Source organism: Fuscovulum ytuae (assembly GCF_029953595.1).
GTDB lineage: Bacteria > Pseudomonadota > Alphaproteobacteria > Rhodobacterales > Rhodobacteraceae > Paragemmobacter > Paragemmobacter ytuae.
In genome coordinates, this window is the sequence record NZ_CP124535.1 from 3,097,604 (window position 1) to 3,124,585 (window position 26,982).

Sequence of the window (26,982 nt, forward strand, 5' to 3'; positions counted from 1 at the left end):
GCGCCCTCAGCTGTAATGGACGCGCTTTTCGACATAGCGGAACTGCACGAAGGTCAGCGCCATGACGAGAAGCATCAGGATGATGGATTGCGCGGCGGCCCCGGAATAGTCAAAGCCCCGGAACCCGTCGGAATAGATCTTGTAGACCATCAGGTCGGTGGCGCGGAACGGCCCACCTCCGGTCAGGGTATCGACGATGCCGAAGCTGTCGGTGAAGCTGTCGGTGATGTTGATCACGATCAGAAAGAAGATGGTCGGTGTCAGCAGGGGCAATTGCAGATCGATCATCCGGCGCATCGGGCGTGCGCCATCCATCGCAGCGGCCTCGGTCAGGCTGCGCGGGATGGATTGCAGCGCCGCAAGGAAGAAGATGAAGCTGTAGGCCACCTGTTTCCATGCGCCGGCGATGATGATGGTAAGAACGGCTTGCGCGGGATAGCGCGACGGGTCCCAAAGGCCGGGCGAAAGCGTGTTGATATAGGAAAAAATCCCCGCCCCCGGATTGAAGACGAACTGGAAGGCAAGGCCCACGGCTGGGGCGGCCACGGCATAGGGCCAGATCAGACCCACGCGAAACACCTTGTAGCCCGCAAGTTGGCGATCAACGAAAAGCGCAAGGGTAAGCGCCATGCCCATGGCAAGCGCAGTCGTGGCAAGGGCAAAGATCACCGAGACGCGGACAGAGCCCCAGTAATACGGATCGGACAAAACAGCGCGAAAATTGTCGAAGCCGACCCATGTATTGCCGCCGCCCCAAGGCTGCTCAAGGGTGAAGGCCCAATAAAGAGCCTGCGCCGATGGCCAATAGAAGAAGATGAAGATCACCAGAAGCTGCGGCGCAAGAAGGGCGGCGACGATCCAGCTGGTCTTGAAATGGGCGCGACGCATGGCGTTGTCCTCCGAAGTGGAAGCTGTGACGCAGCGACTGTGGGCCGCTGCGCCGACGAAGGCCCTATCAGGGGAACATCTTGCCTTCGTAAGTCTTGGCAAAACGGGCGAGGATTTCGTTGCCGCGCGCGGCAGCCGTATCCAGTGCCTCTTTCATCGATTTCTGCCCGGCCAGCGCAGCCTCGACCTCGGCTGTCCATTCAGACCGGATCTGGATCATTCCGCCCAAGCGCAGACCCTTGGTCAGGTTGGTGGGTTCCGTCCAAGTCAGCGATTTCATCGCGATATCGCGGTTGATATAGGGTTCCTTGGCATAGAACCCTTCGGCGACCAGCGCATCGTAGGTGGACTTGGTCACCGGGATATAGCCGCTGTTTTCCAGCAGGAACTGTTGCTCCGGCTTGGTCGCAATAAAGGCCAGATAGGCCGCCGCGGCCTTGTATTCATCGTCGGTTTTCCCCGACAGCACCCACAACGACGCCCCACCGACGACGGTGTTGTGACGCTCGGCCTCTTCATAGGTCGGGATGATCTGGACATCCCAGCTCAGCCCCTCAGGCGCGATCTTGTGGATCGTGTTATGGTCCGCGATCGACGAGAAGAAGATAGAGCATTCGCCTTCGACAAAGCTGTCACGGGCGGTCTTGCCGGCGGCTTGGGTGCGGATGGCAGCATAGCCTTCGCTGATCCAGCGCTGGATGTTTTCCATATGCTTCAGATGCAGCGTGGTGTTGAACAGCAGTTCCGTATCAAGGCCGGTATAGCCATTGTCATTCGACGCGACGGGAACGTTATGGGCCATCGAGAACTGTTCGAGATCGATCCAAGATGACGGCGCATAGGCGAAACCACAGGCTTGACCGGATGCTTTCAGCGCCTTGAAGGCTTCTTCCATGCCTTCCCAAGTGATCGGTGCCTCGGTGATGCCTGCCTTCTCGAAATGCGCCTTGTTGAAGTAGTAAACTGGCGTGGAAGAGTTCCACGGCATCGAGAAAAACTCACCGGTAGAGGCAGAGTAGTAATTGGCGATGCCGGGGAAGTAATCGGCCCAGTCCACGGTCACACCCGTATCCTGCATCAGTTTGTGGACCGGATAGAATTCGCCGGACAGCATCAGGTCGGCTGTGCCCGCATCGAAAGATTGCAGAAGCGTCGGGTGTTTCTGCGCGCGAAAGGCAGCAATGGCATTCTGCACGGCCTTTTCATAACCGTCTTGGCCGACGCAAACCGCTTCATACTGATCCTGCGCGGCGTTAAAGCGGTTGCAGGTCTCGGCCACGACAGCGCCAAGGTCGCCGGTCAGGCCATACCAGTATTCAAACTTAATCTTCTCGGCCGAGGCCGACCCGGCAGTGGCGGCCAGCGCCAGCAGGGCAGCAGTTGCAAGCTTCTGGGTCATCGTCCCTGTCTCCGTTGGTTTGAACTGCGGACATCGCAGCGCGGCGAAGGTATGAGGGGATTCGGTGACGACCTCACAACGGAATATTTAAAATTTTATAACAATAACAATTACTTATTTTTAATATGGACGGCGCCCGCCGGGCGGGGCGGACGCGATCCTACATCTGATTTTGACCATTTAGGCGACGCAGTGCGCCCTGCGTTTCATCTGCTGCACCCCAGCGCCCAGCCTTGTGTTCGCCCGGCCAAAGGCGCCGCGCTCCCGGACCTGCAAGGCGATGAAGACCGGATCGATCACTCGGCCAGTCCCAGCGCTGCAAGATGGCGTGCGGACGGGATCACCCCCGCTTTATCGCGCAATTCAAGAATAAGTCGCGGGTTGGCACCGGTTTCGGCAATCGCGGCAAAAACCGAAGGCCAGAGGATTGTGCCATGACCGATCTGCCAATGGCGGTCGGCATAGCCGTCGGCATCCTGAAGATGGATATGGCCAAGCCGCGCCCCCGCCGCGCGGATGAAGAAATCGACCGGCGGCGCCCCGGTTGAAACATGTGCGTAATGCGCATGTCCCGTATCGACGGAAAGTTCCAGCGCCCTCCATCCCAGCGCGTTGCAAAGCTGCGCGCGATCTTGGGGTTCGATATCCTCAATGTTTTCAACCATGAAGGTCACACCCATATCTGCCGCCCGCGACAGAACCGGTTCCAGCGTATCGCTTGCCGCCTCCAGCATTCGGTCCGCATCAGCTGGGTAAAGACCCCGGTGGTTGTAGCCCCATGTCGTAAAGGGGGAGTGGATCACGACATGCGTGCCCTCTACGGCGGCACAGACATCCAGCGCCTGATGAAAGCGCCGGGTCACGATGCGGCGTACCTCGGGTTCGTAAGAGGCAATCGAAAATCCCCAGAACGGCCCATGGATGCCACGCCGCCCCTTATGCCCATCAAGAAGCTGCATCGTTTCGGCGGCCAGCCCGCTCCAGTCGCCATCCAGAACCTCGGCATTGACGAAGGCCTGCAATTCAAGGTCGCGCGGCGCTTCAAGAAGCCAGTCGCGATGTGCGGCAAGGTTGGCATGATCAAGGGCTGCGCCAAGGATGGGACGTGTGGGCATGGGACTCTCCGCCGTGATAAGCCCCTGCACCTTCCGCCAAGCTTGTAACCTCAAGGTATTTGCCCGGTAACCACTGCCCAAAACTTATGTGTCGGTCACCTGATGCGGGCGGATCTCAGGCCCATGATCTGCCACAGGATCGTGGCGATACCGACGGTGCGAAAGATGTCGCGCAGCATGCGCATGTCATCAACCATCCCACGCAGCCAGCCCCGCTTTTGCATTTTCGACGGGCTGTCCACTCCCGCAAGGGGAACAATGGCGATCCTGTGCCGCTGGCGCAGCCAAAGGCGGTTCAGAAACACCTCAAGCCCGAAGCCGCGCAGTTTGGCCACCTCTCCCAGATAAGGGCGGATCGTGTCGATGAACATCGCCCTTTCGCCAGAGATGTAATCGATCCCGATCAGCCGCCATGGCCGGGGGGCATTCGCGCGCAGGCTAATCGTGGCATCCGCAAGGCCCGTTCGCAGGGGCATCAGCAGGTCTGTGACATGCCGCGCGCTCAGTCCCTGCAAATCGGCATCAAGTAGCAGGACGATCCTTCCCCGCGCCTCTCCAAGACCCGCCGCGACAGCTGCCGATTTCCCGCCATTCGAAACCAGCGTCAGGACACGCGCGCCCAAGTCGCGCGCAACCTTGGCCGTTTGGTCGGTTGATCCGTCATCGACGACCAGCACCTCATCCACCCAAGCATGATGCAGAACCGCTCCAAGAACCCGGGGCAGACGCGCGGCCTCGTTCCATGCCGGAATGATGCAGGTAACGGTCATATCCATCGCCGCACCTGCATCACGGCGAAGACCAGCGCGCAACATACGCAAAGGACAATCAGCACGGTGACAGCTTCGGTCATGTCACCCGCGCCAATCGCCCGCCAGAAATGCCAGCCGATCAGGATGATGATGGATACTTTCAGCACGGTTCCAATCAAAGTCCAAACCAGAAAGGGCAGAAGGGACATGCGGCCAAAGCCTGCGGAAATCAGCGTCGGCAATCCCGCGAAATGCGTCAGTTTCGCCGCAAGCAGCAGTTGGGAACCACGCTGCCGGAACAGCGCGACCGCCTTCTGCCGCACCAATTGCGGGCGAAGGCGCGGGGGCAAAAGGCCCGGCGCGCAGCGGCCAAACGCATAAAGAAGCATATCGCCTGCCAGATCGGCCAGCACCGCCACCGCCCAGACGATGCGAATGTCGGCCGCCCCCATCTGGGCCAGCGCCGTGGCCGCCAGAACAACAAGCGGGCCTTCGATCAGGGCAAGCAAGAACAGGATCAGCATACCATGATCGGCAAGGGCCGATTGCAACCCTTCCATGCTGCGGCTACCCGGTTTGATCGGCGGTCTGCGGTGGGGCCATCGTGGTTCCCCTCCAGACGATGCCGCGCCCGCGGAACGTGGCCAGCCACAGCACCGGGATCATCGCATCACGCAGCACCATCGCCAGCAGCGACAATGGCCTGACTGGCCAACCCATTACACGGCAGAAGATCAGTTCCGACCCGTAGAACAAGGTTGCCACCACCGCACCACCCCAAGGCCCGACCGCGACTGTCGCGGCAAGAACCGGGAAAAGCGCACCATTCAAGGGTTCCGCCAGAAAAAGGGCGGCAAACCCATCCCGCCGCACCTTGGACCAGCGCAATTGCCGCCCCCAAACCGTGCGCAGGTCTCGCCGTCCGATGGGTTGGGCAAAGGGCAGATGCGTCAGGCGCACATGCCGCCCAGCGTTGCGGACCAGCTTTGTCGCCGCCACGTCCTCGGCCAGATTGCGTCCCAGCGCCCGCAACCCGCCATGGGCATCCAGAAAGGCAGGGGCCCACATCAGTGTCTTGCCCTGCGCAAAGCCGTGGCCAAGTTCATCCGCAGCAAGTTGAAGTCGCGCCTGATTGCCGTTCAGGAACGCGATCTCCAACGCGCCCCAAAAACCCTCTGCCATCGTGCCAATAGGGGGCGAAGTCACAAGGCCCACATCGGCGGCATCAACGGCCATCAAGCGGTCGATATAGTCCGGCGGCAAAAGCAGGTTCGAATCCGCCATCACCACCCGGTCGCCTGCCGCAGCGCGCCAGCCCTTGACCAGATTGTTCAACTTCGGATTTCCCGAAACCCTGTCCTCGCCAATCAAGAGGCGGGCAGGAATGTTCGGATTTCGCGCGATCAGCGCCCTGACAAGCGGGATCGCAGGGTCATCTTCGTGTCCGGCGCAGAAGATCACCTCGTATCGTGGCCAATGCAGGTGGAACGATGTTTCCAACGTCGTTTCGTCAAACCGATCCACCCCGCAGACCGGCCGCAACAACGTGACAAAGACCGTCCGATCCACCGCGCCATCCACCCGCCCCTTGCGCCGCGCCACGAGCAGGCAGGACAAGAGATGCATGGCCGCCATCGCCACGACAAATACCCCAAGCAGCGCCTCCATCATGCCACATCTCCGGCAGGGAGTTGTTCATGGATCGGGGATGCCGCCCCCGCCTCGACCGCGGCCCCAAGAAGTTGCAGCCGACCGTCCCACGTCTCGACAACGGCGGTGAAACTGTCCACCCAATCCCCGCAATTCACATAAAGCGGCCCGTGCTCTTCATGCAGCGCGGCGATGTGGAAATGTCCGCAGACCACCCCGTCCAAGCCTTGCGCGCGCGCCAAGGCCACCAATCGGCGCTCATGCGCCCTGTTGCAGTAGATCAGGTCGTTGACGGCGGAGAGCATGAGTTTCAGTGGCCCACGCCCATGCGGCCCAAAGGCAAAGCGCAACCGCCTAAGCCCGCTGTCGAGCAAAAGCAGCAGGCTATCCAACCGCGATCCAAGCCGCGTCAAAAGGTGAAAACGCAAAGGGCGCGCATCACAGACATCGCCATGGATCACCAAAAGGCGCCGCCCGTCCCCCGTCGCATGGATGGCATGGTCACTCGGCGCGACAGGCAGTTCGATTTCGCCGGCAAGCCCCGATTTGCAGCGCGCAGACATATAAGGCGCATCATGGTTGCCGCGAAGGTAAACCAACCGGCTGCCCTCTTCGGCGCGCTGCCGCAAGAGTTCGACAACCCGCCGTTCGGCCGTGCCCCAGCGCAAGACCAGTGGGTGCCATATGTCGAATATATCGCCAACAAGGAAGATCGTGTCAGCGCTATGCGCTTCAAGAAAGCCCGCGACCAAATCGGCCCGCCCGCCCAAGGCGCCAAGGTGGAGGTCGGAAAGAAAAAGGGCACGATGCCGTTGGCCCTGCGCTCGCCCGAGGTGACATGGTTCCATGCGCGCCACTCCTCATTGAGTTAGCGCGAGACTCTCCGCAGACGGTGACGGCAGAATGTCGGCTATGTCTCACTTTTGCGAAGTTGCGGGACGTAACCACGATGCGGCAGGCGAAGGCTTAAACCTGTTGATCTTTCGCCCATTTCGTTCGACCGCAGCTGAAACAGGTATCGACACTCGTTCCGCTAGGCTGGCGGCCCACTTGGCAAAGTCGGTCTGCAACGGCGCGACCGCCCTGATTTTCCTTTGTCTATAAGGATTTCAGTTTCCAACACGGGGCGATTAGACGACCGCATACTGCTGGCCAATATGCATTATCCGCCGTCGATGCGCGTCTTCACAAAAGCTGGTCAAACCGCACTTACCCCTTGCCCGGAAGGCGTTTCCTGCATCGCAACGGCATGAAGGGGAAAAGGTGAGAGGCTGGACAACGACCCAAGCGGGGCTCGTTACGGCTGCTTCCTTCCGGACCTGACCGGGTTGGCGAGGCGCTCGCCCGCGCCAACCTCTCGACGCTGCATATAGGCCCGCGGCCCCGGATTCGCAAGCGCCCTGCCGCCTTGTGTCAATCTTGTGGTCTGGATCGGCCCGGTCGTCTAACCTTGCCACAGCAACGGGGGGAAACGCGCATGCCCGGCACAATCCGCATCGACTGGCCTGAACACGGTACGCCCGATCTGCCACCGCCGCTCTCCCTGCCGGAATTGACCGCGCGCCTTGCGGCCCTGCGCGCCGCCGCTGACAAGCGGGGCTATGAGGCGCTGGTCATCTACGGCGACCGCGAGCATGCCGCCAATCTGCACTGGATTACGGGCTTTGACCCCCGCTTCGAAGAGGCGGTCCTGATCGTCACCGCGACCGATGCCCTGCTCCTCGCCGGGAACGAATGCCTGCCCTATACCGAAACCTCGCCCCTCGTCGCGGCAGGCATGATCCGTAGCGCGCATTGCGCGAGCCTTTCGCTTCCGTCCCAACCGCGCGGCACGGCAAGGCTTGCCGATCTTCTGGTCGAGGCACTGCCGAAAGGCACCATCGGTGCCATCGGCTGGAAATGGTTCGGCCCGGATGAAGTGGACGATCCCGCCACCACGCTCGACATCCCCGCTTTTCTTGCCGATCCGCTGCGCCGCCATGCGGCACGGGTGGAAAACGCCACCGACCTTCTGATGCACCCCGCCCATGGCCTGCGCGCCCGTGTGGATGCCGCCGAAATCGCGCGGTTGGAATTCGCCAATCATATGGCCGCCGCCGCCCTTCGCCGTATGGTGCAGGGTTTCCGCGACGGCCAGACCGACTTCGCCGCGGTCGAGACCGCGCGTATCGGCGGCCTGCCCCTTGGCTGCCATGTCACCTTCGCTACGGGAGGCCGCGCCGCGCAGGGCCTGTCCGGCCCGACGGGGCAGCGCTTGGCGCTTGGCTCGCCCCTCTCCTTCAACATCTGTCACTGGGGCGCCAATATCTGCCGCGCCGGATGGGTGGCGCGGGGGGCGGCTGATCTGCCCATCCCGGCGCAGGATTATCTGGAAGCCTTCGTTCAGCCCTATATGCAGGCCATGTCCGACTGGTGCGCGCTGATGCGCCCAGGCGTCCCCGGCCATGCGGTATGGGACATGATCCAGACCCGCCTGCCCGCGGCGACTTTCGGCATTACGCTCAATCCCGGCCATCTGATCGGGCTGGATGAATGGCTCTCTTCGCCGATCTACGCGGGGTCGGACATTCCGGTCGCATCCGGCATGGCGATGCAGATGGATGTGATCCCGGGCCATCCCCTCTATGGCTCCACCCGGATGGAAGATGGCTATGTCATCGCCGATGCCACCTTGCGCGAAACGCTGGCGCGCAACTTCCCCGAGGTTGCCGCCCGCTGCGAGGCCCGCGCAAGGTTCCTGCGTGAGGTGATCGGCATGGACTGCCCCGAAACCCTGCTTCCCCTTGCCGATACCTGCGGGATCATCGCGCCATGGCTTCTGGACCCGGCGCAGGTGATGGTTGTCTGAACAGGGTGGCGCGAACGGGCGCGGCTTGTTCAGCTTTGCTTCATTGGTGCGGCCTAGCCTTCATCCTTTGGCAAGGAAGTGAGTCGAAATCGTGGTTAACAGCAAAGATTGCCGAATTCTTGCTGCACAGGGCGTGACCACAGTTTGCTGCACAAAACAGGGCACAAAGGATTCCGGGGATTTCTTCGAATTAATGCAGCGTTCGCAAAGGCTTGGCCGTCAAATCACGCCCGCCGCCCGCGCCCCCGCCAACAAATCCGCCGCGACATGCCGCGCATATCGCCCCTCTGTCGGGGCCACGTCTGGCACCTGCACCACCACGCAACCCGCCCGATGCGCGGCCTCTGCCCCCACATCGCTGTCTTCAAAGACAAGACAGCGCGCCGGGTCCACCCCCAGCCGCTCTGCCGCCAACAGATAGGGCTCTGGCGCGGGCTTCGGCTGCCTAACATCATCAAAGGTCACGACGGTGCGGAAATGATGCGCGATCCCCGCAAGACCCAGCTTGTGATGCGCGCCCTCGCGGCCCGTCGATGTGACAAGGCCAAGGGGATGTTGAAGGATTTCAAGTAGTTCCACCGCCCCGGCCTTCAGGTCCAGCCCTGTATGAAGGCCACCGTCAAAGGCTTTGCGCCACTCGGCATGAAAGGCCTGAAGGTCAATCCCCGGCAGCGTCTCACGGATGATCTGGGCGGCCTGCGGTTCGGCCTTGCCGACAAGACGGTGCATGAAGGCCGCATCGACGGCATGGCCGACGGCGGCAAAAGCCTCGATCCCCGTGACCAGTGCAAGGCGCTCTGTATCCACAAGGGTGCCGTCCAGATCGAAGAAGACCGCGTCGAACATGGGAACCTCCAGCCGTTCCCCTGCGGCCTTATCCCATCACAGCCGCAGACGGAAGCGCGCCATCCCCCGTTCCGCCACCCCCAGAAATTCGGGCGACAGATGGGCGATATCCGCCAAACACCCCATTGCCCCCATCCCTGTCTCTATCTCCACCGACGTCCCGCCCATCGGCCTGAACCGCCACCCCTCCGTGGCCACGGGCGCCACCTGGCCGCCACGGGCCAGAAACTCCATCACCGTGGTCCGTGTTTCTACGCCATCGTCCAGCAAGACGCGATCGGGCCGGCAGGCGGGAAAGCCGCCGCTGCCTGCCGCACGAAAGCTGTTTGTGACAAGAATGAACGTCTCATCAGGGGAAATGCGCTTCCCCTGGCGCCGCAGCGGCCCGATGCGGTGCGAATTTCCCTTTGCGATAGAACCCGTTGGCAGGAATCGTGCCGGTGCGGCGACGTCGACCGTATGGGAAATTCCGTCAATCATCATCAGGTCGAAACCCGGCACATCCTTTCGGATTAGGCTTTGCTGATGCAGTCCCGGTCTGATCTGGGTGAAAAGGATCGCTGCTCGTTCAAGCCAAGCAGACAGTTCCGCTCCGGTGATGGCAAGGGCGACGACCGTGTCGGGATGGGGGCAAAGATCGACCAAGTGGCGCAAGGACAGGGGCCCGGCCGGGATATCCGTGAACTCTGTCGATCCTCCGCGCCCTCCGGTCCGGAACGGGGATGTGGTCGAAAGGATCGGCAACCCGGCAAAGGCCCCCCCTGCCAATCTCCGCCGCACATAATCGGCCTGGGCTGCCGCGACCGTGCGCAAGGCAAGGCTGGGAGAGACAAGGTCAAAATAGCTGTGCAGACGATACGGCGTTTCCCCGACGGCCTTCCCAAGCCAGCGCCGCGTTGCCCTATGGGCCTGCTCACAGACCTCGGAAAGGCCGAACACATGCGCGCTTTCCGTTACCTTCCGTTCCGCCCGGTCCAATCGGGGGCTATCGGCCTCGGCCGTAGGAAAGACCGCCACATCGCTTGGCCGCACCACCCACCGGCCACCTTCATCGACCAAGTCGAGGTCGATTTTGCCCAGATGTGATCCGTGAAAACCGGGCATGACGGCAGGGCGGCCATGCAGAAGGGTCTGGTCTGGGCCAGAATGCTGGGGAAAAACAGCATGTTCGTGACCAAGGATGATGGCATCCGCGCCTGAGAGTCGGGCAAGTGGGTGCGCGGCATGTTCCATCAAGGGCTGCTCTGCCGCCTCGCCCAGCCCAGTATGGGCCAACAGAACAACCACATCTGCCCCCTTGCGGCGCAAGTCCGTGACGGCCTCGGTCGCGGCGGGAATAGGGTCGCTTACCCCGATCCGCCCGCCGATCCGTGCGTTTTCCCAGATTGCCGTCTGTGGCGGGGCGATCCCTGTAATCCCGATCCGCAACCGATGCACTTGGCCCCTGTCATCGCGTATCTCGCGTTCGATCAGGATGCCGCTTTGCACAAAGCGTCGTCCGTCCAGCGCATAGAGATTTGCCGAAACCATGGGAAACTGCGCTTCATCCAGCGCCCGTTCCAAAACATCCAGTCCCCTGCTGAATTCGTGATTGCCCAAAGTCGCTGCGTCATATCCCAGCGCGTTCATCGCCGCGATCATCGGATGGGGCTGTCCTGCGCCCTCTTCGGCGGCCCAGTCGCCCAAGGCGCTGCCGTGTAGAAAATCCCCATTGTCAAGAAGAAGGGTATTCGGGCATCCCGCCCGCGCCGTTTCGATTTTGTCGGCAAGGGCTGCAAGGCCCAGCCCGCTTTGCGGCTGGTCGCGGCGATAATCCCAACCTAGCGCATGCGCATGCAGGTCTGTCGTCGCAAGAAGACGAAGCGTGGCATGAATCTGGGACAACTGACCAATCCCGAAAATCGCTACGAACCAAAAAGCGGACAGGTTGTGTGTCAACTTCAGATTACAACTGTGATCTGTTTGCCCGTCGAGTCAAGGGCTGCTGAACGTGATGCCCTTGGCCAATGGGTGATGCGCGCATTTGCCTTGCGAAATCCGGCGTGGCATGGAGGCGCGATAGAAACAAAGGATGGGCCATGCGCAACGCGGAAACGGTGACATTCGGCGGATCGGCGCTGGATCGCGCCGCCCATCTTCGGGCAGACCCTGCGCAACTTGCCAAGCTACGCGAGTCAGGGACCGTGCTGCCTATCTGGCGCGGTAAACCGCTTTTCCAGTCAGGCGAAAGGCTGGCTTGGATGGCACCGAACAGCCCGGTTCTGGCGCATTCTGGCGAAATCGTCTTTCTTGGGTTGGATGAGGGGGTTCCCCGATTTGCCGCCGATATCTCTGATTGGTCGCCCGAAGCTGGGGCCGAGGCGGTGGAACAAGGGTTTTTCGATCCGTCCGCACAGCGGCATCCGTCGCTTTCCGATGATCATAGCTTTCTTGAATTGCGCGGCGTGATGACGGCACTGACGGCGCGCGATGCCGAACTGGCCGCCACGGCCAAGGCCGTCTTGCATTGGCATCGATCCCACGGATTTTGCGCAGCCTGCGGTGCGGAATCGCATAGCGCTATGGGGGGGTGGCAAAAGAATTGCCCTGCCTGCGGTGCCCATCACTTCCCGCGCACTGATCCAGTGGTCATCATGCTGATCACACGGGGAAATCGCGTGTTGATCGGGCGAAATGGAAATTGGCCGGAAGGAATGTATTCGCTTCTCGCGGGGTTCATAGAACCAGGCGAAACGCTTGAGGCGGCCGTCCGTCGCGAGGTTTTGGAAGAATCCGGTGTTCAGGTCGGCGCTGTCAGATATCTGGCAAGCCAGCCTTGGCCTTTTCCCTCAAGCCTTATGTTTGGCTGCGCGGGCGAGGCGCTTTCCGACGAAATCCGCATTGATCCAGAAGAGCTGGAGGATGCGCTCTGGATTAACCGCGAAGAGATGGTTCTTGTGGTTACAGGGCAGCATCCGCGGATCAAGCCTGCACGACGTGGGGCAATCGCGCATTTCCTGATTGCGAACTGGCTTGCAGACAGGCTTGATTAAACTGGGCGGTCCGGGCAAAGGCGCAGGGCGTCGCGTGCCGGATGGGTGAGTCAATGGTTGCGAAGGGCAGGTCAGGACAGGAATGAAGATCAGCGGTCGAACGGATATCGGGGCGCCTATTGCCTTCGTCTTTGCTGCATTCAGCGATTTCGAAGGGTGGGAACGCTCTGCCATGCGGCGCGGCGCGGAAGTAAACCGCACTGACAAGCTGCGTGCAGCTGGCCCGGGCATGACTTGGCAAGCTCGCTTTGCATGGCGAGGCAAAGAACGGCAGTTGCAGCTTCGCCTAAAACGGCTGGAGCCGGGGCAGGGTATGACGCTGGATTTCGATGGGCCTTCCGTCGAAGGGGTTCTGAATATCGATCTCGTGCAACTGTCCGCGCGCCGCACCCGAGTTTTGATGCAGGTCGAATTGAAGCCGCGCACCCTCGCGGCGCGGCTGTTCATCCAATCCATGCGACTTGCGCGCAAGCGTGTGCAAAGACGCTTTGACGGAAGAATAGCTGAGATCGCGAATGATATCGAAAAGCGCTTCGCGGGTCAGCCATCGTTGTAATGGCTGACCATTCGACGCTTGCGCCATTTATCCGCGTTCGCGGTCAGCTGGGTAAACACCCAAAATGTTGAAGGCCGAGGTGAAATAGCGCAGCTCGTCAAAAGCGAGGCGGACATTGTCATCCTCGGGATGGCCTTCGATATCGGCATAGAATTCCGTCGCCGTGAAGCTGCCGCCGACCATATAGCTTTCAAGCTTGGTCATGTTCACGCCATTCGTGGCGAATCCCCCAAGCGCCTTGTAAAGCGCAGCCGGGATGTTGCGCACACGGAAGGTGAAGGTCGTCATCATCTTCCCGGCACCACGCCGCGATAGATCGGCCTCGCGAGACATGACAAGGAAGCGGGTCGTATTGTTCGCCTGATCCTCGATATGCCGCGCTATCACGTCGAGCCCGTAGATCTCGGCAGCGAGTTCGCTTGCCAAAGCCGCGTGGGTTGGATCGCCGCGTTCGGCCACTTCGCGCGCCGCACGGGCATTGTCGCTGCTTACTTTGCCCTTGATGTCATGTTTCTTCAGGAAACCCGCGCATTGCGGCAAGATCACCACATGGCCATGCGCCTCGGTGATCTGTTCAAGCTTTGCACCCTTCACGCCAAGCAGGTTCACATGCACCCGGACAAAGGCCTCATCCACAATGTGAAGCCCCGCGCGCGGCAAAAGGCTATGCACATCCGCGACCCGGCCATAGGTCGAATTTTCGACCGCCAGCATCCCAAGTTCGACCTCGCCAGACCGGGTAAGTTCGACGACATCCTCGAATGTCTGGCAAGGAACGACCTCCATATCCGGACGGGCCTGCGTGCAGGCCTGATGCGAATAAGCCCCCGGTTCCCCCTGGAATGCGATGCGTCCTGTCATATCCTGCGGCCTTTGCCTTCAATTACCCCGCAATAGGGGCGATTGGTCGCGCTACTACACCTTGAAACCCGGGGGGGGAAGCGGATACATACCCGCGCAAACAGAGTGCCAAGGGAACGCGCGAGATGTTCGATACGATGACGATGACCAAGGCGACCGGCGCGGTCTGCGGGTCGCTGCTGGTCTATCTGTTGGCGGCTTGGGGTGCGGAATCGCTCTACCATGTCGGCCATTCAGGCCATGGCGGGGAAGAGATGGCGCAAGCCTACAGCATCGACACCGGTGCCGAGGAAGCGTCTGGCGAGGCGGAAGAGGCCGCACCTGACTTCGCGACAGTCTTTGCCGCCGCCGATGCAGGCGCAGGCGAGAAGGTCTTCGCCAAGTGCAAGTCCTGCCACAAGCTGGACGGGGCCGATGCGGTTGGCCCGCACTTGAACGGGATCGTCGACAAGAACAAGGGCACCTCGGCCGGCTATGCCTATTCCGACGCTCTGGCCGCCCTGACGGCGGATGTTTGGTCGCCTGAGAACCTGAACGGCTTCCTTGAAAACCCGAAAGGTTACATGCCGGGAACCAAGATGTCCTTCGCGGGTCTGCCCAAGGTCGAGGATCGTGCCAACCTGATCGCTTACCTGGCGACGGTTCAGTAAGACTACTGGCAGACTGCATTTTTTAGGCCGCGTCCGAAAGGGCGCGGCTTTTGCTTTTCCTGTCCTTGCCGGATCAGTTTGTCGCTAGCCATCGCCCGCTTTGGTGAAAAACACGGCTAGGCCGCGACTTGACGCTGCTTTCACGCAAACGCAACTTGTGACTTCCCGCAAAGCCGGTCTAGCTTTCAGTCAAGAAGACGGGCGGAGCAGCCGCCCTAGGCAGGGGAGTTCGGGATGATCAGACGCGGTGGCGCTGGAGATCAGGCGAAGGTTGCAGTGAAGGCAGTACCTGCGGGCCATGGCCTGTCGTGGGTCGGCGCAGGGATGATGGTGCTGGCACTCGCCGGATGGGGCCTTTCGGCCCGCGCGCAAGACGCCACGATTGTCAGTCATGCGATCACCACCTTTGGCGATCCGCCGAAATATCCGGCCGATTTCTCCCATCTTGATTACGTCAATCCCGATGCGCCCAAAGGGGGTGAGATTTCGCAATGGGCCTTTGGTGGCTTTGACAGCGTCAACCCCTACTCGGTTCAAGGGCGTTCAGCGGCGCTGGCCTCTGCCCCTTATGAATCCATCCTGACCGGCACCTCGGATGAGATTGGCACCTCCTACTGCCTCCTTTGTACGACCATGGAATATCCGGCAGATCGGTCATGGGTGATCTTCAACCTGCGCCCCGAAGTGACCTTTGCCGATGGCTCGCCGATGACGGCAGATGACGTCTTGTTTTCCTATCAGACCTTCCTGACCAAAGGCCTGACTGATTTCCGCGCCGTTCTGGCGGAACAGGTAGACAAGGCCGAAGTTCTGGGGCCGCATCAGATCAAGTTCACTTTCAAGACAGGAATTCCGACCCGTGATCTGCCTTCGGAAGTGGGCGGTCTACCGATCCTTTCGAAAGCCCATTACGAAGCGAATGGTCTGGATCTTGAAAAGTCGAGCCTGACGCCGTTCCTGGGCACCGGGCAATACATGCTAGAAAAGATGGAGACCGGAAAATCGATCTCATGGAAGCGTAATCCGGATTACTGGGGCAATGATCTGCCGATCAATCGGGGGCGCGGAAACTTTGACCGGATCCGTATCGAATACTACGCCGATTACGACGCAGCTTTCGAAGGCTTCAAAGGCGGCGACTACACATTCCGGACCGAGGCATCTTCGATCACATGGGCCACACGTTATGATTTTCCTGCCCTGAACAATGGTTGGGTGAAGAAGGAAGAGGTTCCATCGGGCGCAAAGGCCAGTGGTCAGGCCTTTCTCTTCAACTTGCGGCGCGAGACGTTTCAAGACTCACGTGTGCGCGAGGCACTGGGTCTGATGTTCAACTTCGAATGGTCGAACGCCACTCTGTTCTACGGGCTATACGACCGGATCGATTCCGTTTGGGAAAATTCGTGGATGGAACCAGAAGGTCCCCCTTCGCCAGAAGAGGTGGCGCTTTTGCAACCGCTTGTCGATGAAGGCCTGCTGTCCGCTTCCATCCTGACCGATCCCCCAGTACCTGCGCCGACCAGCGGTGAACGTCAGCTTGACCGGGCCAATTTGCGTGCCGCATCGACCTTGCTGGATGAGGCAGGCTGGGCCGTGGGCGACGATGGGCTGCGTCGCAATGCTGCAGGTAAAGTGCTGCGGGTCGAATTCTTGAATGACTCACCCTCTTTCGACCGGGTCATCATCCCCTATGTCGAAAACCTGAAATCGCTGGGCGTTGACGCCGTTCTGACCGGTATCGACAACGCGCAGATGGAGGCACGGACCCGACCGCCAGAATATGATTTCGACATCGTCGTTGGAAATGCACGTTCTGGATATATCTCGGGGTCAGAGTTGAAGCAGTTCTATGGGTCGGCCACGGCCGATGTTTCTGCCTTCAACCAGATGGGGCTCAAATCGCCTGCCGTCGATCGCATGATAGATCGGGTTATGGCTGCAACGTCGATGGATGAGTTGACCGTGGCGACCAAGGCACTGGATCGCGTGCTGCGGGCCGAACGGTTCTGGGTTCCGCAATGGTACAAGGCGACCCACTGGGTGTCTTATATCGACATGTATGATCGGCCCGACAATCTGCCGCCCTACGCGTTGGGCGAACTTGATTTCTGGTGGTTCAACGCCGAAAAGGCCGAAGCCCTGCGGGCGGCGGGCGCAATCAGATAACCGGAAGGCACAGCTCCGAATGGGCGCCTATATCCTGCGGCGGCTTTTGCTGATCATCCCGACGCTGGTTGGGATCATGGTCATCAACTTTGCGCTTACGCAATTCGTGCCGGGCGGCCCCATCGAACAGGTGGCGGCGCGGCTCGAAGGTGATGGTGACGCGATGGAAGTCGTGTCGGGTGGCGGCGATGCCGGGGCGGAATTACCGGGTCAGGAAGATGGCTATATCGGTGCGCGTGGTCTGCCGCCGGAATTTCTGGCGCAACTCGAGGTGCAATTCGGTTTTGCCCGTATTGTCTGCGAAGACGGCTTTGCAGGCGAACCAACGGTCACAGCGCCCGAATGCCAGAAGGAGATGATCCCGGCAACGGAACGGTTCTTCATTATGATGTGGAACTATGTCCGTTTCGACTTTGGCGAAAGCTATTTTCGGTCCATCGACGTGGTCGATCTGGTGATCGAAAAGATGCCGGTCTCTATAACTTTGGGCCTTTGGTCCACGCTGATTGCATATCTGATTTCCATCCCACTTGGCATCCGCAAAGCGGTGCGGGACGGCACGCCATTCGATACATGGACAAGTGGGGCGATCATCGTGGGCTATGCGATCCCCGGTTTCCTATTCGCCATTTTGCTTTTGGTGCTGTTCGCAGGTGGATCTTATTGGAAGATTTTCCCGCTCCGGGGCCTGACATCCGACAATTGGGAAGAGCTTTCGTTTTTCGGCAAGGCGGCGGATTATTTGTGGCATATCGCGCTGCCGGTGATCGCCTCGACTATTTCCAGCTTTGCCACGCTGACGTTGCTGACCAAGAACAGCTTTCTGGACGAGATCAAGAAGCAATATGTGATGACGGCGCGGGCGAAAGGTTTGACCGAAAGCCGCGTCCTTTACGGCCATGTCTTCCGCAATGCGATGCTGATCGTGATCGCAGGCTTTCCGGCGCTTTTCGTGGGGGTCTTCTTCGGGGGCAGTCTGATCATCGAAACGATTTTCTCGCTTGACGGTCTGGGACAGCTTGGCTTTCGCGCGGCTGTAGAGCGGGATTATCCGGTCATTTTCGGCACGCTGTTCTTCTTTGGCCTGATCGGGCTGATCATGGGGATCATTTCCGACCTGATGTATGTCTGGATCGACCCCCGCATCGATTTCGGCACGCGGAGGACATGATGGCCCTGTCACCGCTGAACCAGCGTCGCTGGCGCAACTTTACGGCAAATCGTCGGGCCTATTGGTCCTTGTGGATTTTCCTTTTCCTCTACGGATTATCCCTCTTTGCCGAGGTTATCGCAAATGACCGTCCCATTCTGGTCAGTTATCGGGGCGAATTGCACACGCCCTTTCTGACCTTCTATCCGGAAACGGCTTTTGGCGGCGATTTCAGGACAGAGGCGAAATACACAGATATCGAAGTGCAATGCCTGATCAAATCAGGCGGCAGCCTTGATTGTTGGGACGATCCTGCCGGGGTTATCGCGCAGGTGGAAGAGGGCAGCCGTGCCGCAGCGGACCCCGACTTCGTCGAAGGATGGATCCTGTGGCCGATCATCCCTTACAGCTATAACACGATCAACGATCTGAACGGGCCTGCCCCTTCCGCACCCGACGCAAACCACTGGCTGGGCACAGACGACACCGCACGCGACGTGTTGGCGCGGGTGATCTATGGCTTCCGCCTTTCGATCAGTTTCGCCTTGATCGTGACCTTGATCACGTCGGTTGTCGGCATCGCCGCTGGTGCGGTTCAGGGGTATTTCGGCGGGCTGACCGATCTGATCTTTCAGCGGGTGATCGAGATTTGGGGGGCAACGCCAAGTCTTTACATCATCATTATCGTGGCCGCGATCTTCACCATGGATTTCTGGCTGTTGGTGGGCCTGATGGTGCTGTTTGGCTGGACGGCGCTGGTGGGGGTGGTCAGGGCAGAATTCCTCCGCGCGCGGAACTTTGAATATGTGCGCGCGGCGCGGGCCTTGGGTGTTCCAGACCCGGTGATCATGTTCCGCCATGTCCTACCCAATGCGATGGTCGCCACGCTAACCATGCTGCCTTTCATCATCACGGGCACGATCGGTAGCCTTGCCACACTGGATTTCCTTGGCTTCGGTCTGCCTGAAAGCGCACCCAGCCTTGGTGAGTTGACCCAGCAGGCAAAGCAGAATCTGCAGGCGCCATGGCTTGGGTTCACGGCCTTCTTTACCTTTGCCATCATGCTCAGCCTGCTCGTCTTTGTTTTTGAAGGCGTGCGCGATGCCTTTGATCCGAGAAAGACATTCAGATGAGCGTGGTGCTGGAGGTCGAAAACCTGTCGATCCGCTTTCGCCAAGATGGGCGGGTGCTGGAGGCGGTGAAGAGCGTCAGCTTTACCGTCGGCAAGGGAGAGACCGTCGCGCTGGTGGGGGAAAGCGGGTCGGGCAAGTCGGTGACGGCTTTGTCGACCGTGTCGCTCTTGCCAGATAGCGCGGGGGTAGATGGATCGATCCGCTATCTCGGACGCGAAATGGTAGGGGCGTCCGAGGCGGACTTGCGCCGGGTGCGCGGCAACGACATCAGCTTTATCTTCCAAGAGCCGATGACGAGCCTGAACCCCCTTCACACCATCGAACGGCAACTGGGCGAAAGCCTTTCCCTGCACCAGGGCCTGTCAGGCGATGCCGCGCGGGGGCGGATCGTTGATCTTCTGCAAAAGGTTGGGATCGCCGACGCCGAAAGCCGTCTTGGTGCCTATCCGCATCAGCTGTCTGGTGGGCAGCGGCAGCGGGTAATGATTGCCATGGCGCTGGCCAATGGGCCGGAACTTCTGATCGCGGATGAACCGACCACCGCACTCGATGTCACGATTCAGGCGCAAATCCTTGACCTACTGGCCGAGTTGAAGGCACGCGAAGGATTAAGCCTGTTGTTCATCACGCATGACCTTGGCATCGTGCGGCGGATCGCTGATCGGGTCTGCGTGATGCAGGGTGGCGAGATTGTCGAACAAGGCCCTTCGAAGGACATCTTTGCCAATCCGCAGCATCCTTATACCCAGAAACTGCTGGCCGCCGAACCGAAGGGAGTGCCGGAACCAATCGCCGCCGATGCGCCGGAGGTGGCGCGGACTGAAAACCTGCGCGTTTGGTTCCCGATCCAGCGCGGGTTGCTGCGCCGGACCGTGGGCCATGTAAAGGCTGTCAACGATGCCACCTTGTCGGTTCGCGCGGGCGAAACGTTGGGGATCGTCGGCGAAAGCGGGTCGGGCAAGACGACGCTTGCCCTGGCCGTTCTGCGCCTGACGCCATCCGAGGGGCGCGTGGTCTTTCTGGGCCGCGAGTTGAAAGGGGTGCAAGGTGCCGCTTTGCGGGCACTGCGCCGGGATATGCAGGTGGTGTTTCAAGACCCCTTCGGCAGTCTGTCGCCGCGCATGACGGCAGAACAGATCATCGCCGAGGGCCTTGGCGTTCATGGGGTAGAGCCTGGGCGTGATCGGCGCGAGATGGTGGCCGAGATCATGACCGAGGTCGGCCTAGACCCGGCATGGATGGGGCGCTATCCGCATGAATTTTCGGGCGGTCAGCGGCAACGAATTGCTATTGCCCGCGCGATGATCCTGCGGCCCAAGCTTGTCGTTCTGGACGAACCAACCTCGGCACTGGACATGACGGTGCAGGTGCAGATCGTCGATCTGCTTCGGTCGTTGCAGCGCAAATGGGGATTGGCCTATATCTTCATCAGCCACGATCTGCGGGTGGTGAAAGCGTTGTCGCACAGGGTGATGGTTATGAAATCGGGTGATGTAGTAGAAGCAGGCGACTGTGCGGCGGTCTTTGACGCGCCAAAAAGCGATTATACGCGATCCCTGATGGCTGCGGCCTTCGGGGAGGCTGCGGTTTGAAGATTCTTCTCGTTCATCAGAACTTCCCCGGCCAATTTCTGTATCTTGCCCCTGAATTGAAGCGGCGAGGGCATGACGTTGTGGCCCTGACGGACATGGTCAATAAGCGCGAGTCGGATGTCCGCACCCTCCGCTATCGGCATGATCCTGTTAGGGTGGACGCTCAGGTCAGCAGACTTGGCCGCAACTATACCACGCAGAGCGATCGTGGCGTGACCGTCGCAAGGGCCTGCCTGCGCTTGCGCAACGAGTCGGGCTATGTGCCGGATGTCATTTTCGGGCATTCAGGATGGGGCGAGACACTGTTCCTGAAGGAAGTCTGGCCAGAAGCGAAGCTGATCGTTTATGCCGAATTCTACTATCAAGGGCGGGGCGCGGATGTCGGTTTTGACCCAGAGGCGGGGGATGGAAGCTTTGATCACGTCCTGATCGCGCAGGGCCGCGCGGCCCATTTGGGCCAGTCCTTGTTACATGCTGATGCGGGCGTGTCACCGACAGAATGGCAGGCCTCGACCTATCCACCCGCGCTGCGACGGATGATCGAAGTGATCTTTGATGGCGTTGATAGCGCGGCGGTAAAACCCAACCTCTCTGCCAGTGTGACCCTGCCCAATGGTCGCGTGCTGCACGCCGGGGATGAGGTTCTGACATTCGTAAACCGTAACCTTGAACCCTATCGCGGCTATCACATTTTCATGCGGGCATTACCTGACGTGCTTTCGGCGCGGCCCGATGCACAGGTGGTGATCGTCGGCGGCGACGATGTCAGCTATGGCCCGGCGCCCAAGGATGGAAGGCGATGGAGGGACGTGTATCTGGATGAGGTGAAGGGTCGGCTGGACCTCTCGCGCGTTCATTTCCTTGGAAAGGTGCCCTATCCGACCTTTGTATCACTGATGCAGGTCAGTCGGGCGCATGCCTATCTGACGTATCCTTTCGTTTTGTCATGGTCGATGCTCGAGGCGATGTCGGCGGGGGCCTTGGTGATTGCATCCGATACGGCCCCGGTGCGCGAAGTGATCCGTCATGGCGAAAATGGGCTGTTGGTCGATTTCTTTGATATCGCGGGATGGTCGCGGACGCTCATCCAGGCTTTGGAAAAACCAGAGCAGTTCCTGCCCTTGCGCGAGGCGGCACGGAAAACGGTGCTGGAGAAATATGATCTGCGGTCGGTCTGCCTGCCCCGCATGGTGGCGGCGGTAGAGCGTTTTGCGCCGTAGGATGGGCAGTTCTGCCCATTCTACCCTTCAGATTGCCGCAGAATGCTGCGCCTTTGATTGGTCATAGGAATCAAAGGCACGAGCAATCATCCGCGTCAAGGGACGTGCCTTCGGCGGGATGGCCAAGCCTTCCGTGTCAAGATCGACCCAGCCGTCGAAGGCCGACGTCGCTGCGCGGAAAAGGTCTGTAATCCTTTGATCCGACACGCCGAAATCATGGATCAGTTCGGCACGATTGACACGGAAATCGCACATCAGCGCCTCAATGATCCGGGCGCGGAGCAGATCTTCGCCGACGAAGACATGGCCGCGATGGGTTGAGAATCGCCCCTCGCGGATGGCTTTTGTGTGGTCTGACGTGCCAGATGCGTTCTGCGCGTAGCCCTGCGGAAAGCGGCTGATGGAAGAGGCGCCGAGGCCGATCAGGACGGGGGCTGTGTCATCGGTATAGCCTTGGAAATTCCGTCGCAGGGTGCCATTCCGGGCGGCGATGGCCATCCCGTCTTCAGGCCGGGCGAAGTGGTCGATCCCAATTTCCTGATAGCCGTCCCAAGTGAAAAGCTGCCGCGCGGTTTCGAAAAGGCGCAGGCGTTCTTCGGGCGTAGGCATCGCGTCCGAGGGGATCATCTGTTGCCGACGGCTCATCCATGGCACATGGGCATAGCCATAAAGCGCCACGCGATCAGGCGAGAGGGTCAGCAGTTTCTGCACTGAATCCGCGATGCGGGCACGGGTCTGATGCGGCAGGCCGTAAAGGATATCGGCGTTCAAACTGGCCACGCCCCGCCCGCGGATCATATCAGCGACGCGCTTGGTCAACTCGTAACCCTGCTCACGGCCTATGGTTTTCTGAATTTCGGGGTCGAAATCCTGCACCCCGATAGAGGCGCGGTTCATGCCGGCGGCGGCAAGCGCATCAAGTCGAGCATCGTCAATCTCGTTCGGGTCAATCTCGACCGAAAATTCGGCACCGGGGCCCATTGGGACGGCGTCAAAGATGGTATCCGCCAGATCGCGCATCATGTCGGCGGGCAGAAGGGTAGGCGTGCCGCCGCCCCAATGCAGGCGCGAAAGGGTGATGCTTGGGGCGAGATAGCGTTTCAGAAGGGCGATCTCTGCCTTCAGCGTCTGGGCATAGGCGCGGACCGGTTCATCCGATGAAGTGCCCTGCGTGCGGCAAGCGCAGAACCAGCAAAGCCTTCGACAAAAGGGCACATGCAAGTAAAGCGAAATCGATGATCCCGCCGGAACCGATTGAATCCAATCGGCAAATTGTGCTGACCCCACCCCTCCACCGAAATGGGGGGCGGTGGGATAGCTGGTGTAGCGGGGCACCCGCGCGTCAAAAAGACCGAGGCGCATCAGTTGCGATTCATGGTTCATTCGAATAGCTTTATGAGAGCGAAGAAATTTAGCCTTGATGCAGATCAAACCGATTTTGGGGACTTGCATTCGGCAAAGGGACGAAAGGGCTGGCCATGGCTCATCATGACCTGCAAACAGTGTCTCATGAGTGCGGCGACTGCCCGATCCGCCATCGCGCTGTTTGCGCGCGGTGCGAGTCCGATGAATTGCAGCGTCTGGAGCAGATCAAATATTACCGCAGCTATCAGGCTGGGCAGACGGTGATCTGGTCGGGTGATCGGATGGATTTCGTGGCGTCGGTCGTGACCGGGATCGCCACGCTGACCCAGACGATGGAGGATGGACGGCGGCAGATGGTGGGGCTTTTGCTGCCTTCTGATTTCGTTGGGCGGCCGGGGCGGCCCACGGCGGCCTATGACGTGACGGCGACAACCGACCTTGTAATGTGTTGTTTTCGCAAAAAACCCTTCGAGGAAATGATGACCTCGACCCCGCATATCGCGCAGCGTCTGCTGGAGATGACGCTGGACGAGTTGGATGCAGCACGGGAATGGATGCTGCTTTTGGGGCGCAAGACAGCGCGGGAGAAGATTGCGTCGCTTCTGGCGATCATCGCGCGGCGGGATGCGCATCTGAAGCTGAAATCGGCCAAGGGGGCGATTGTTTTCGACCTGCCGCTGACGCGGGAAGAGATGGCGGATTACCTTGGCCTGACGCTTGAGACGGTGAGCCGTCAGGTGAGCGCCTTGAAGCGCGACGGGGTGATTGAGTTGGAAGGCAAGCGCCATATCATCGTTCCGGACTTCGATCGGTTGATCGAAGAGACCGGGGATGACAATGATGGTGGCTTCCTCGTCTGACGTTAACCTTCTGGGATTCCAGGTAAATCTGACGGTTCTGCCGCGCAGCGGTTGTGCCCTGTTTTGTGCCGCCTTTTGTGCAGCAAAGTGTACATACAAAATTCGGCAGAGAATGCCTCAGAGAATTGGTTAATGGTGCGGGAGCGCACAGTGCCAAGGCGAGGCTACACCCCGCCTTGGCCGAAAATATACGCCCGGTAGAATGGGCAAGACTGCCCATCCTGCCGGTTCAGTGCGCCATCAGCACAGGCACCTCGGCCTGTTCCAGCATATTTCGCGTCGCCCCGCCGAGAATCGCTTCGCGGAAGCGGGAATGGCCATAGGCCCCCATCACCAGCAGATCGGCGTTGCTGTCGCGCACATGCCGCGCCAGCACGTCCGAGATGCGTTGCAGCGTGCGGGCAAGGACCGACACTTCGGCCCGGACCCCGTGACGCACCAGCATCTGGCACAGCATGCCGCCTGGATCCGAGCGTTCGGGGCCATGCTGCGGCGGATCGATTACCGCGATATTCACCTGATCGGCACTTTGCAGGAGTGGCAGCGCCTTGCGAATGGCGGTCATCGCCTCGGCCCCCTGATTCCATGCCAGAATGACCCGACGGGGTGTCGCAGCCCGACCAGCGCCGCTTTCGGGCAGGACCAGAACCGGGGCCTGCCCTTCAAAGAGCGCGGCCTCAACCACCGCTTCCTGTTCCGCGCCAAGGCCGAGACCATAGGGGCGCGGCAGAACCACAAGATCGGCAAAGCGTGCGCGTTGGGCCACCAGATCCGTCAGCGCGCCAAGTTGCGTGACCGCCGATTCGAGGGACCAGCGCAGCGTCGGAGCCTGTGCCGCGATTGCCTGGCGGACGGCCTCTTCGGTTTCGCGTGCGTCTTGTTCGGCGCGGTCAAGCGCGGCTTGCAGGATCACTGCGCCTGATCCGACATAGGAATAGCCGACCTGTGTGCGATCCACGCCCAGCGCGAGTATATCAAGATGGGCGTCATGGGCGAGTGCCTGCGCCGCAGCCCCCGCGACGGCAAGTTCTGCGCGCTCGGCACTCGTGACCACAGTCAGGATGGATTTATAGGCCATCGTCGCCTCCTGTTATTGGATGAGAGACGGGATAATCCAGTGTTCAGGACATTTCTTTGACCGAGGTCAAGGCAGAGACCCCAAGCTGTTGACATGGATCAAGGCATCGGCTGGTCGGTGATTGCAAAAGCGGACCAGTCGCAAAGTGCCCCGCATGTCCGGATTCGTCCGGCCCTGACCGGGCCAAGAGACGAAGGGACGCAAACATGTGGGATTATCTGAAACTGATCGTGCTGGGGTTGATCGCCGTTTTCGCGGCGATCGCCACCAACTACGCGCATGATCTGCCTTATCAGGTGAATGCGCTGGTGGTCATGTTGGCCGCTGGTCTGACATTCCTCTGGACGCTTCGGACGATGGGCGAGCCGAAGCGCATCAATCGCAACGAATATATGGATGGCGTGGTTCGCGCCGGGGTGATCGCGACGACCTTCTGGGGTGTCGTCGGTTTCCTTGTGGGCGTGTTCATCGCCTTCCAGCTGGCCTTTCCGTCACTTAATTTCGAGTGGTCGCAGGGCATCTTGAACTTTGGCCGCCTGCGCCCGCTTCATACCAGCGCGGTGATCTTTGCCTTTGGTGGCAATGCGCTGATCATGTCGTCCTTCTATATCGTGCAGCGCACCAGCGCGGCGCGGCTGTGGGGCGGCAATCTGGCGTGGTTCGTGTTCTGGGGCTGGCAGTTGATGATCGTGCTGGCCGCGACGAGCTATGTTCTGGGTGGCACCCAGTCCAAGGAATATGCCGAGACGGTGTGGTATATCGACTGGTGGATCGTCGTCGTCTGGCTGGCTTTCCTTGCGGTCTTCCTTGGCACGCTGATCAACCGGAAAGAGCCGCATATCTATGTGGCGAACTGGTTCCTATTGTCCTTCATCGTGACCATCGCGATGCTGCATCTGGGCAATAACCTTGCGATCCCGGTTTCCATCTTTTCGTCGCAATCGGTGCAAGTCACTGCGGGCGTGCAGGATGCGATGATCCAGTGGTGGTATGGCCATAACGCGGTGGGCTTCTTCCTGACCGCAGGCTTCCTTGGGATGATGTATTACTTCGTGCCGAAGCAGGCGGAACGCCCTGTCTTCAGCTATAAGCTTTCGATCATCCACTTCTGGGCGCTGATCTTCCTGTATATCTGGGCTGGTCCGCACCACCTGCACTATACCGCGCTGCCGGATTGGGCCTCGACGCTTGGGATGACCTTTTCGGTCATGCTGTGGATGCCGTCTTGGGGTGGCATGATCAACGGGCTGATGACGCTGTCGGGGGCCTGGGACAAGCTGCGCACGGACCCGATCATCCGGATGATGGTTGTTTCGGTGGGCTTTTACGGGATGTCGACCTTTGAAGGCCCGATGATGAGCATCAAGGCCGTGAACTCGCTGTCGCACTATACCGACTGGACCATTGGCCATGTGCATTCCGGTGCGCTGGGCTGGAACGGGATGATCACCTTCGGCGCGCTGTATTTCCTGACGCCGCGCCTGTGGAACCGGGACGGGCTGTATAGCCTGAAACTGGTGAGCTGGCACTTCTGGCTGGCGACGATTGGGATCGTTCTCTACGCGTCGTCGATGTGGGTCACGGGCATCATGGAAGGACTGATGTGGCGCGAAGTGGATGCGAACGGGTTCCTTGTGAACGCATTCGCCGACACGGTTTCCGCGAAGTTCCCCATGTATGTGGTGCGCGGTTTGGGCGGGGTGATGTTCCTGACCGGTGCGATGATCATGGCCTACAACCTGTATATGACGGTGCGGGCGCAGCCGGCGAAGGCACCTGTCAATGCCAACAACTTCGTTCCAGCGGAATAAGGGGGGCATG

At 60.1% G+C, this 26,982-nt stretch carries 23 protein-coding genes and 1 other RNA gene; 11 read left to right on the plus strand and 13 right to left on the minus strand.

What is annotated here, in order from left to right:
• Positions 1-6: 6 nt before the first annotated feature.
• The 8 genes from QF092_RS14945 to ffs form a co-directional block, all read right to left on the minus strand.
• Positions 7-888 carry an ABC transporter permease subunit gene (locus QF092_RS14945; RefSeq protein WP_281465024.1) on the minus strand — a complete coding sequence of 294 codons (882 nt, stop codon included), beginning with the start codon at positions 886-888 and terminating at the stop codon, positions 7-9.
• 67 nt (positions 889-955) lie between these two features.
• The gene (locus QF092_RS14950) at positions 956-2,287 is read right to left on the minus strand and encodes an extracellular solute-binding protein (RefSeq protein WP_281465026.1); all 1,332 of its coding nucleotides are present in this window, start codon (positions 2,285-2,287) and stop codon (positions 956-958) included.
• 296 nt (positions 2,288-2,583) lie between these two features.
• Positions 2,584-3,402: a sugar phosphate isomerase/epimerase family protein gene (locus tag QF092_RS14955; RefSeq protein ID WP_281465028.1), complete on the minus strand. Its 819-nt coding sequence runs from the start codon at positions 3,400-3,402 to the stop codon at positions 2,584-2,586.
• Positions 3,403-3,497: 95 nt separating this feature from the next.
• The gene (locus QF092_RS14960) at positions 3,498-4,178 is read right to left on the minus strand and encodes a glycosyltransferase family 2 protein (protein ID WP_281465029.1); all 681 of its coding nucleotides are present in this window, start codon (positions 4,176-4,178) and stop codon (positions 3,498-3,500) included.
• Complete coding sequence (locus tag QF092_RS14965; RefSeq protein WP_281465031.1) at positions 4,169-4,714, minus strand: DedA family protein; 546 nt, start codon at positions 4,712-4,714, stop codon at positions 4,169-4,171. Before QF092_RS14965 ends, QF092_RS14960 begins: the two co-directional genes overlap by 10 nt.
• Before the next feature lie 7 nt (positions 4,715-4,721).
• Positions 4,722-5,825 carry a ceramide glucosyltransferase gene (locus QF092_RS14970; RefSeq protein WP_281465033.1) on the minus strand — a complete coding sequence of 368 codons (1,104 nt, stop codon included), beginning with the start codon at positions 5,823-5,825 and terminating at the stop codon, positions 4,722-4,724.
• Complete coding sequence (locus QF092_RS14975; protein WP_281465035.1) at positions 5,822-6,652, minus strand: UDP-2,3-diacylglucosamine diphosphatase; 831 nt, start codon at positions 6,650-6,652, stop codon at positions 5,822-5,824. Before QF092_RS14975 ends, QF092_RS14970 begins: the two co-directional genes overlap by 4 nt.
• Before the next feature lie 414 nt (positions 6,653-7,066).
• Positions 7,067-7,163, minus strand: an RNA gene (gene ffs / locus QF092_RS14980) — signal recognition particle sRNA small type.
• A gap of 118 nt (positions 7,164-7,281) precedes the next feature.
• Here ffs and QF092_RS14985 point away from each other — a divergent pair.
• Entirely contained in the window at positions 7,282-8,652 is a 1,371-nt protein-coding gene (locus tag QF092_RS14985) for a M24 family metallopeptidase (RefSeq protein WP_281465037.1), read from the plus strand.
• Between the two features lie 219 nt (positions 8,653-8,871).
• Here the strand turns inward: QF092_RS14985 and QF092_RS14990 are convergent, their stop codons facing one another.
• Together QF092_RS14990 and QF092_RS14995 are read right to left on the minus strand one after the other, a co-directional pair.
• The gene (locus tag QF092_RS14990) at positions 8,872-9,498 is read right to left on the minus strand and encodes an HAD family hydrolase (protein ID WP_281465039.1); all 627 of its coding nucleotides are present in this window, start codon (positions 9,496-9,498) and stop codon (positions 8,872-8,874) included.
• A gap of 36 nt (positions 9,499-9,534) precedes the next feature.
• Complete coding sequence (locus QF092_RS14995) at positions 9,535-11,382, minus strand: 5'-nucleotidase C-terminal domain-containing protein (protein WP_281465041.1); 1,848 nt, start codon at positions 11,380-11,382, stop codon at positions 9,535-9,537.
• 194 nt (positions 11,383-11,576) lie between these two features.
• On the opposite strand from QF092_RS14995, the gene nudC reads away from it, so the two are divergent.
• Positions 11,577-12,530, plus strand: a complete 954-nt coding sequence (gene nudC / locus QF092_RS15000; protein WP_281465043.1) for an NAD(+) diphosphatase — start codon at positions 11,577-11,579, stop codon at positions 12,528-12,530.
• A gap of 82 nt (positions 12,531-12,612) precedes the next feature.
• The gene (locus QF092_RS15005; protein WP_281465045.1) at positions 12,613-13,086 is read left to right on the plus strand and encodes an SRPBCC family protein; all 474 of its coding nucleotides are present in this window, start codon (positions 12,613-12,615) and stop codon (positions 13,084-13,086) included.
• A gap of 27 nt (positions 13,087-13,113) precedes the next feature.
• Here QF092_RS15005 and QF092_RS15010 read toward each other — a convergent pair whose 3' ends face one another.
• On the minus strand, positions 13,114-13,947 hold the full coding sequence (locus QF092_RS15010; RefSeq protein ID WP_281465047.1) for a prephenate dehydratase: 834 nt from the start codon (positions 13,945-13,947) through the stop codon (positions 13,114-13,116).
• A gap of 125 nt (positions 13,948-14,072) precedes the next feature.
• On the opposite strand from QF092_RS15010, the gene QF092_RS15015 reads away from it, so the two are divergent.
• From QF092_RS15015 to QF092_RS15040, 6 genes are all read left to right on the plus strand, one after another.
• The gene (locus QF092_RS15015) at positions 14,073-14,597 is read left to right on the plus strand and encodes a c-type cytochrome (RefSeq protein WP_281465049.1); all 525 of its coding nucleotides are present in this window, start codon (positions 14,073-14,075) and stop codon (positions 14,595-14,597) included.
• Between the two features lie 234 nt (positions 14,598-14,831).
• The gene (locus QF092_RS15020; protein WP_420026470.1) at positions 14,832-16,763 is read left to right on the plus strand and encodes an extracellular solute-binding protein; all 1,932 of its coding nucleotides are present in this window, start codon (positions 14,832-14,834) and stop codon (positions 16,761-16,763) included.
• Between the two features lie 19 nt (positions 16,764-16,782).
• On the plus strand, positions 16,783-17,934 hold the full coding sequence (locus QF092_RS15025) for a microcin C ABC transporter permease YejB (RefSeq protein WP_281465051.1): 1,152 nt from the start codon (positions 16,783-16,785) through the stop codon (positions 17,932-17,934).
• Positions 17,934-19,046, plus strand: coding sequence for an ABC transporter permease (locus QF092_RS15030; protein WP_281470030.1), 1,113 nt, complete (start codon positions 17,934-17,936; stop codon positions 19,044-19,046). Before QF092_RS15025 ends, QF092_RS15030 begins: the two co-directional genes overlap by 1 nt.
• Positions 19,043-20,638 carry an ABC transporter ATP-binding protein gene (locus QF092_RS15035; RefSeq protein WP_281465053.1) on the plus strand — a complete coding sequence of 532 codons (1,596 nt, stop codon included), beginning with the start codon at positions 19,043-19,045 and terminating at the stop codon, positions 20,636-20,638. Before QF092_RS15030 ends, QF092_RS15035 begins: the two co-directional genes overlap by 4 nt.
• Entirely contained in the window at positions 20,635-21,858 is a 1,224-nt protein-coding gene (locus QF092_RS15040) for a glycosyltransferase (RefSeq protein ID WP_281465055.1), read from the plus strand. The genes QF092_RS15035 and QF092_RS15040 overlap by 4 nt, the downstream gene beginning before the upstream one ends.
• A gap of 27 nt (positions 21,859-21,885) precedes the next feature.
• Here the strand turns inward: QF092_RS15040 and hemN are convergent, their stop codons facing one another.
• Positions 21,886-23,241, minus strand: a complete 1,356-nt coding sequence (hemN, locus tag QF092_RS15045) for an oxygen-independent coproporphyrinogen III oxidase (protein ID WP_281465057.1) — start codon at positions 23,239-23,241, stop codon at positions 21,886-21,888.
• Between the two features lie 95 nt (positions 23,242-23,336).
• Between hemN and fnrL the strand changes: the two genes are divergently transcribed.
• Positions 23,337-24,083, plus strand: coding sequence for a transcriptional regulator FnrL (fnrL, locus tag QF092_RS15050; RefSeq protein ID WP_281465059.1), 747 nt, complete (start codon positions 23,337-23,339; stop codon positions 24,081-24,083).
• A 229-nt stretch (positions 24,084-24,312) separates the two neighbouring features.
• Here fnrL and QF092_RS15055 read toward each other — a convergent pair whose 3' ends face one another.
• Positions 24,313-25,161, minus strand: a complete 849-nt coding sequence (locus QF092_RS15055; RefSeq protein ID WP_281465062.1) for a universal stress protein — start codon at positions 25,159-25,161, stop codon at positions 24,313-24,315.
• Positions 25,162-25,367: 206 nt separating this feature from the next.
• Here QF092_RS15055 and ccoN point away from each other — a divergent pair, with 206 nt between their 5' ends.
• Entirely contained in the window at positions 25,368-26,972 is a 1,605-nt protein-coding gene (ccoN, locus tag QF092_RS15060; RefSeq protein ID WP_281465063.1) for a cytochrome-c oxidase, cbb3-type subunit I, read from the plus strand.
• Positions 26,973-26,982: the final 10 nt, after the last annotated feature.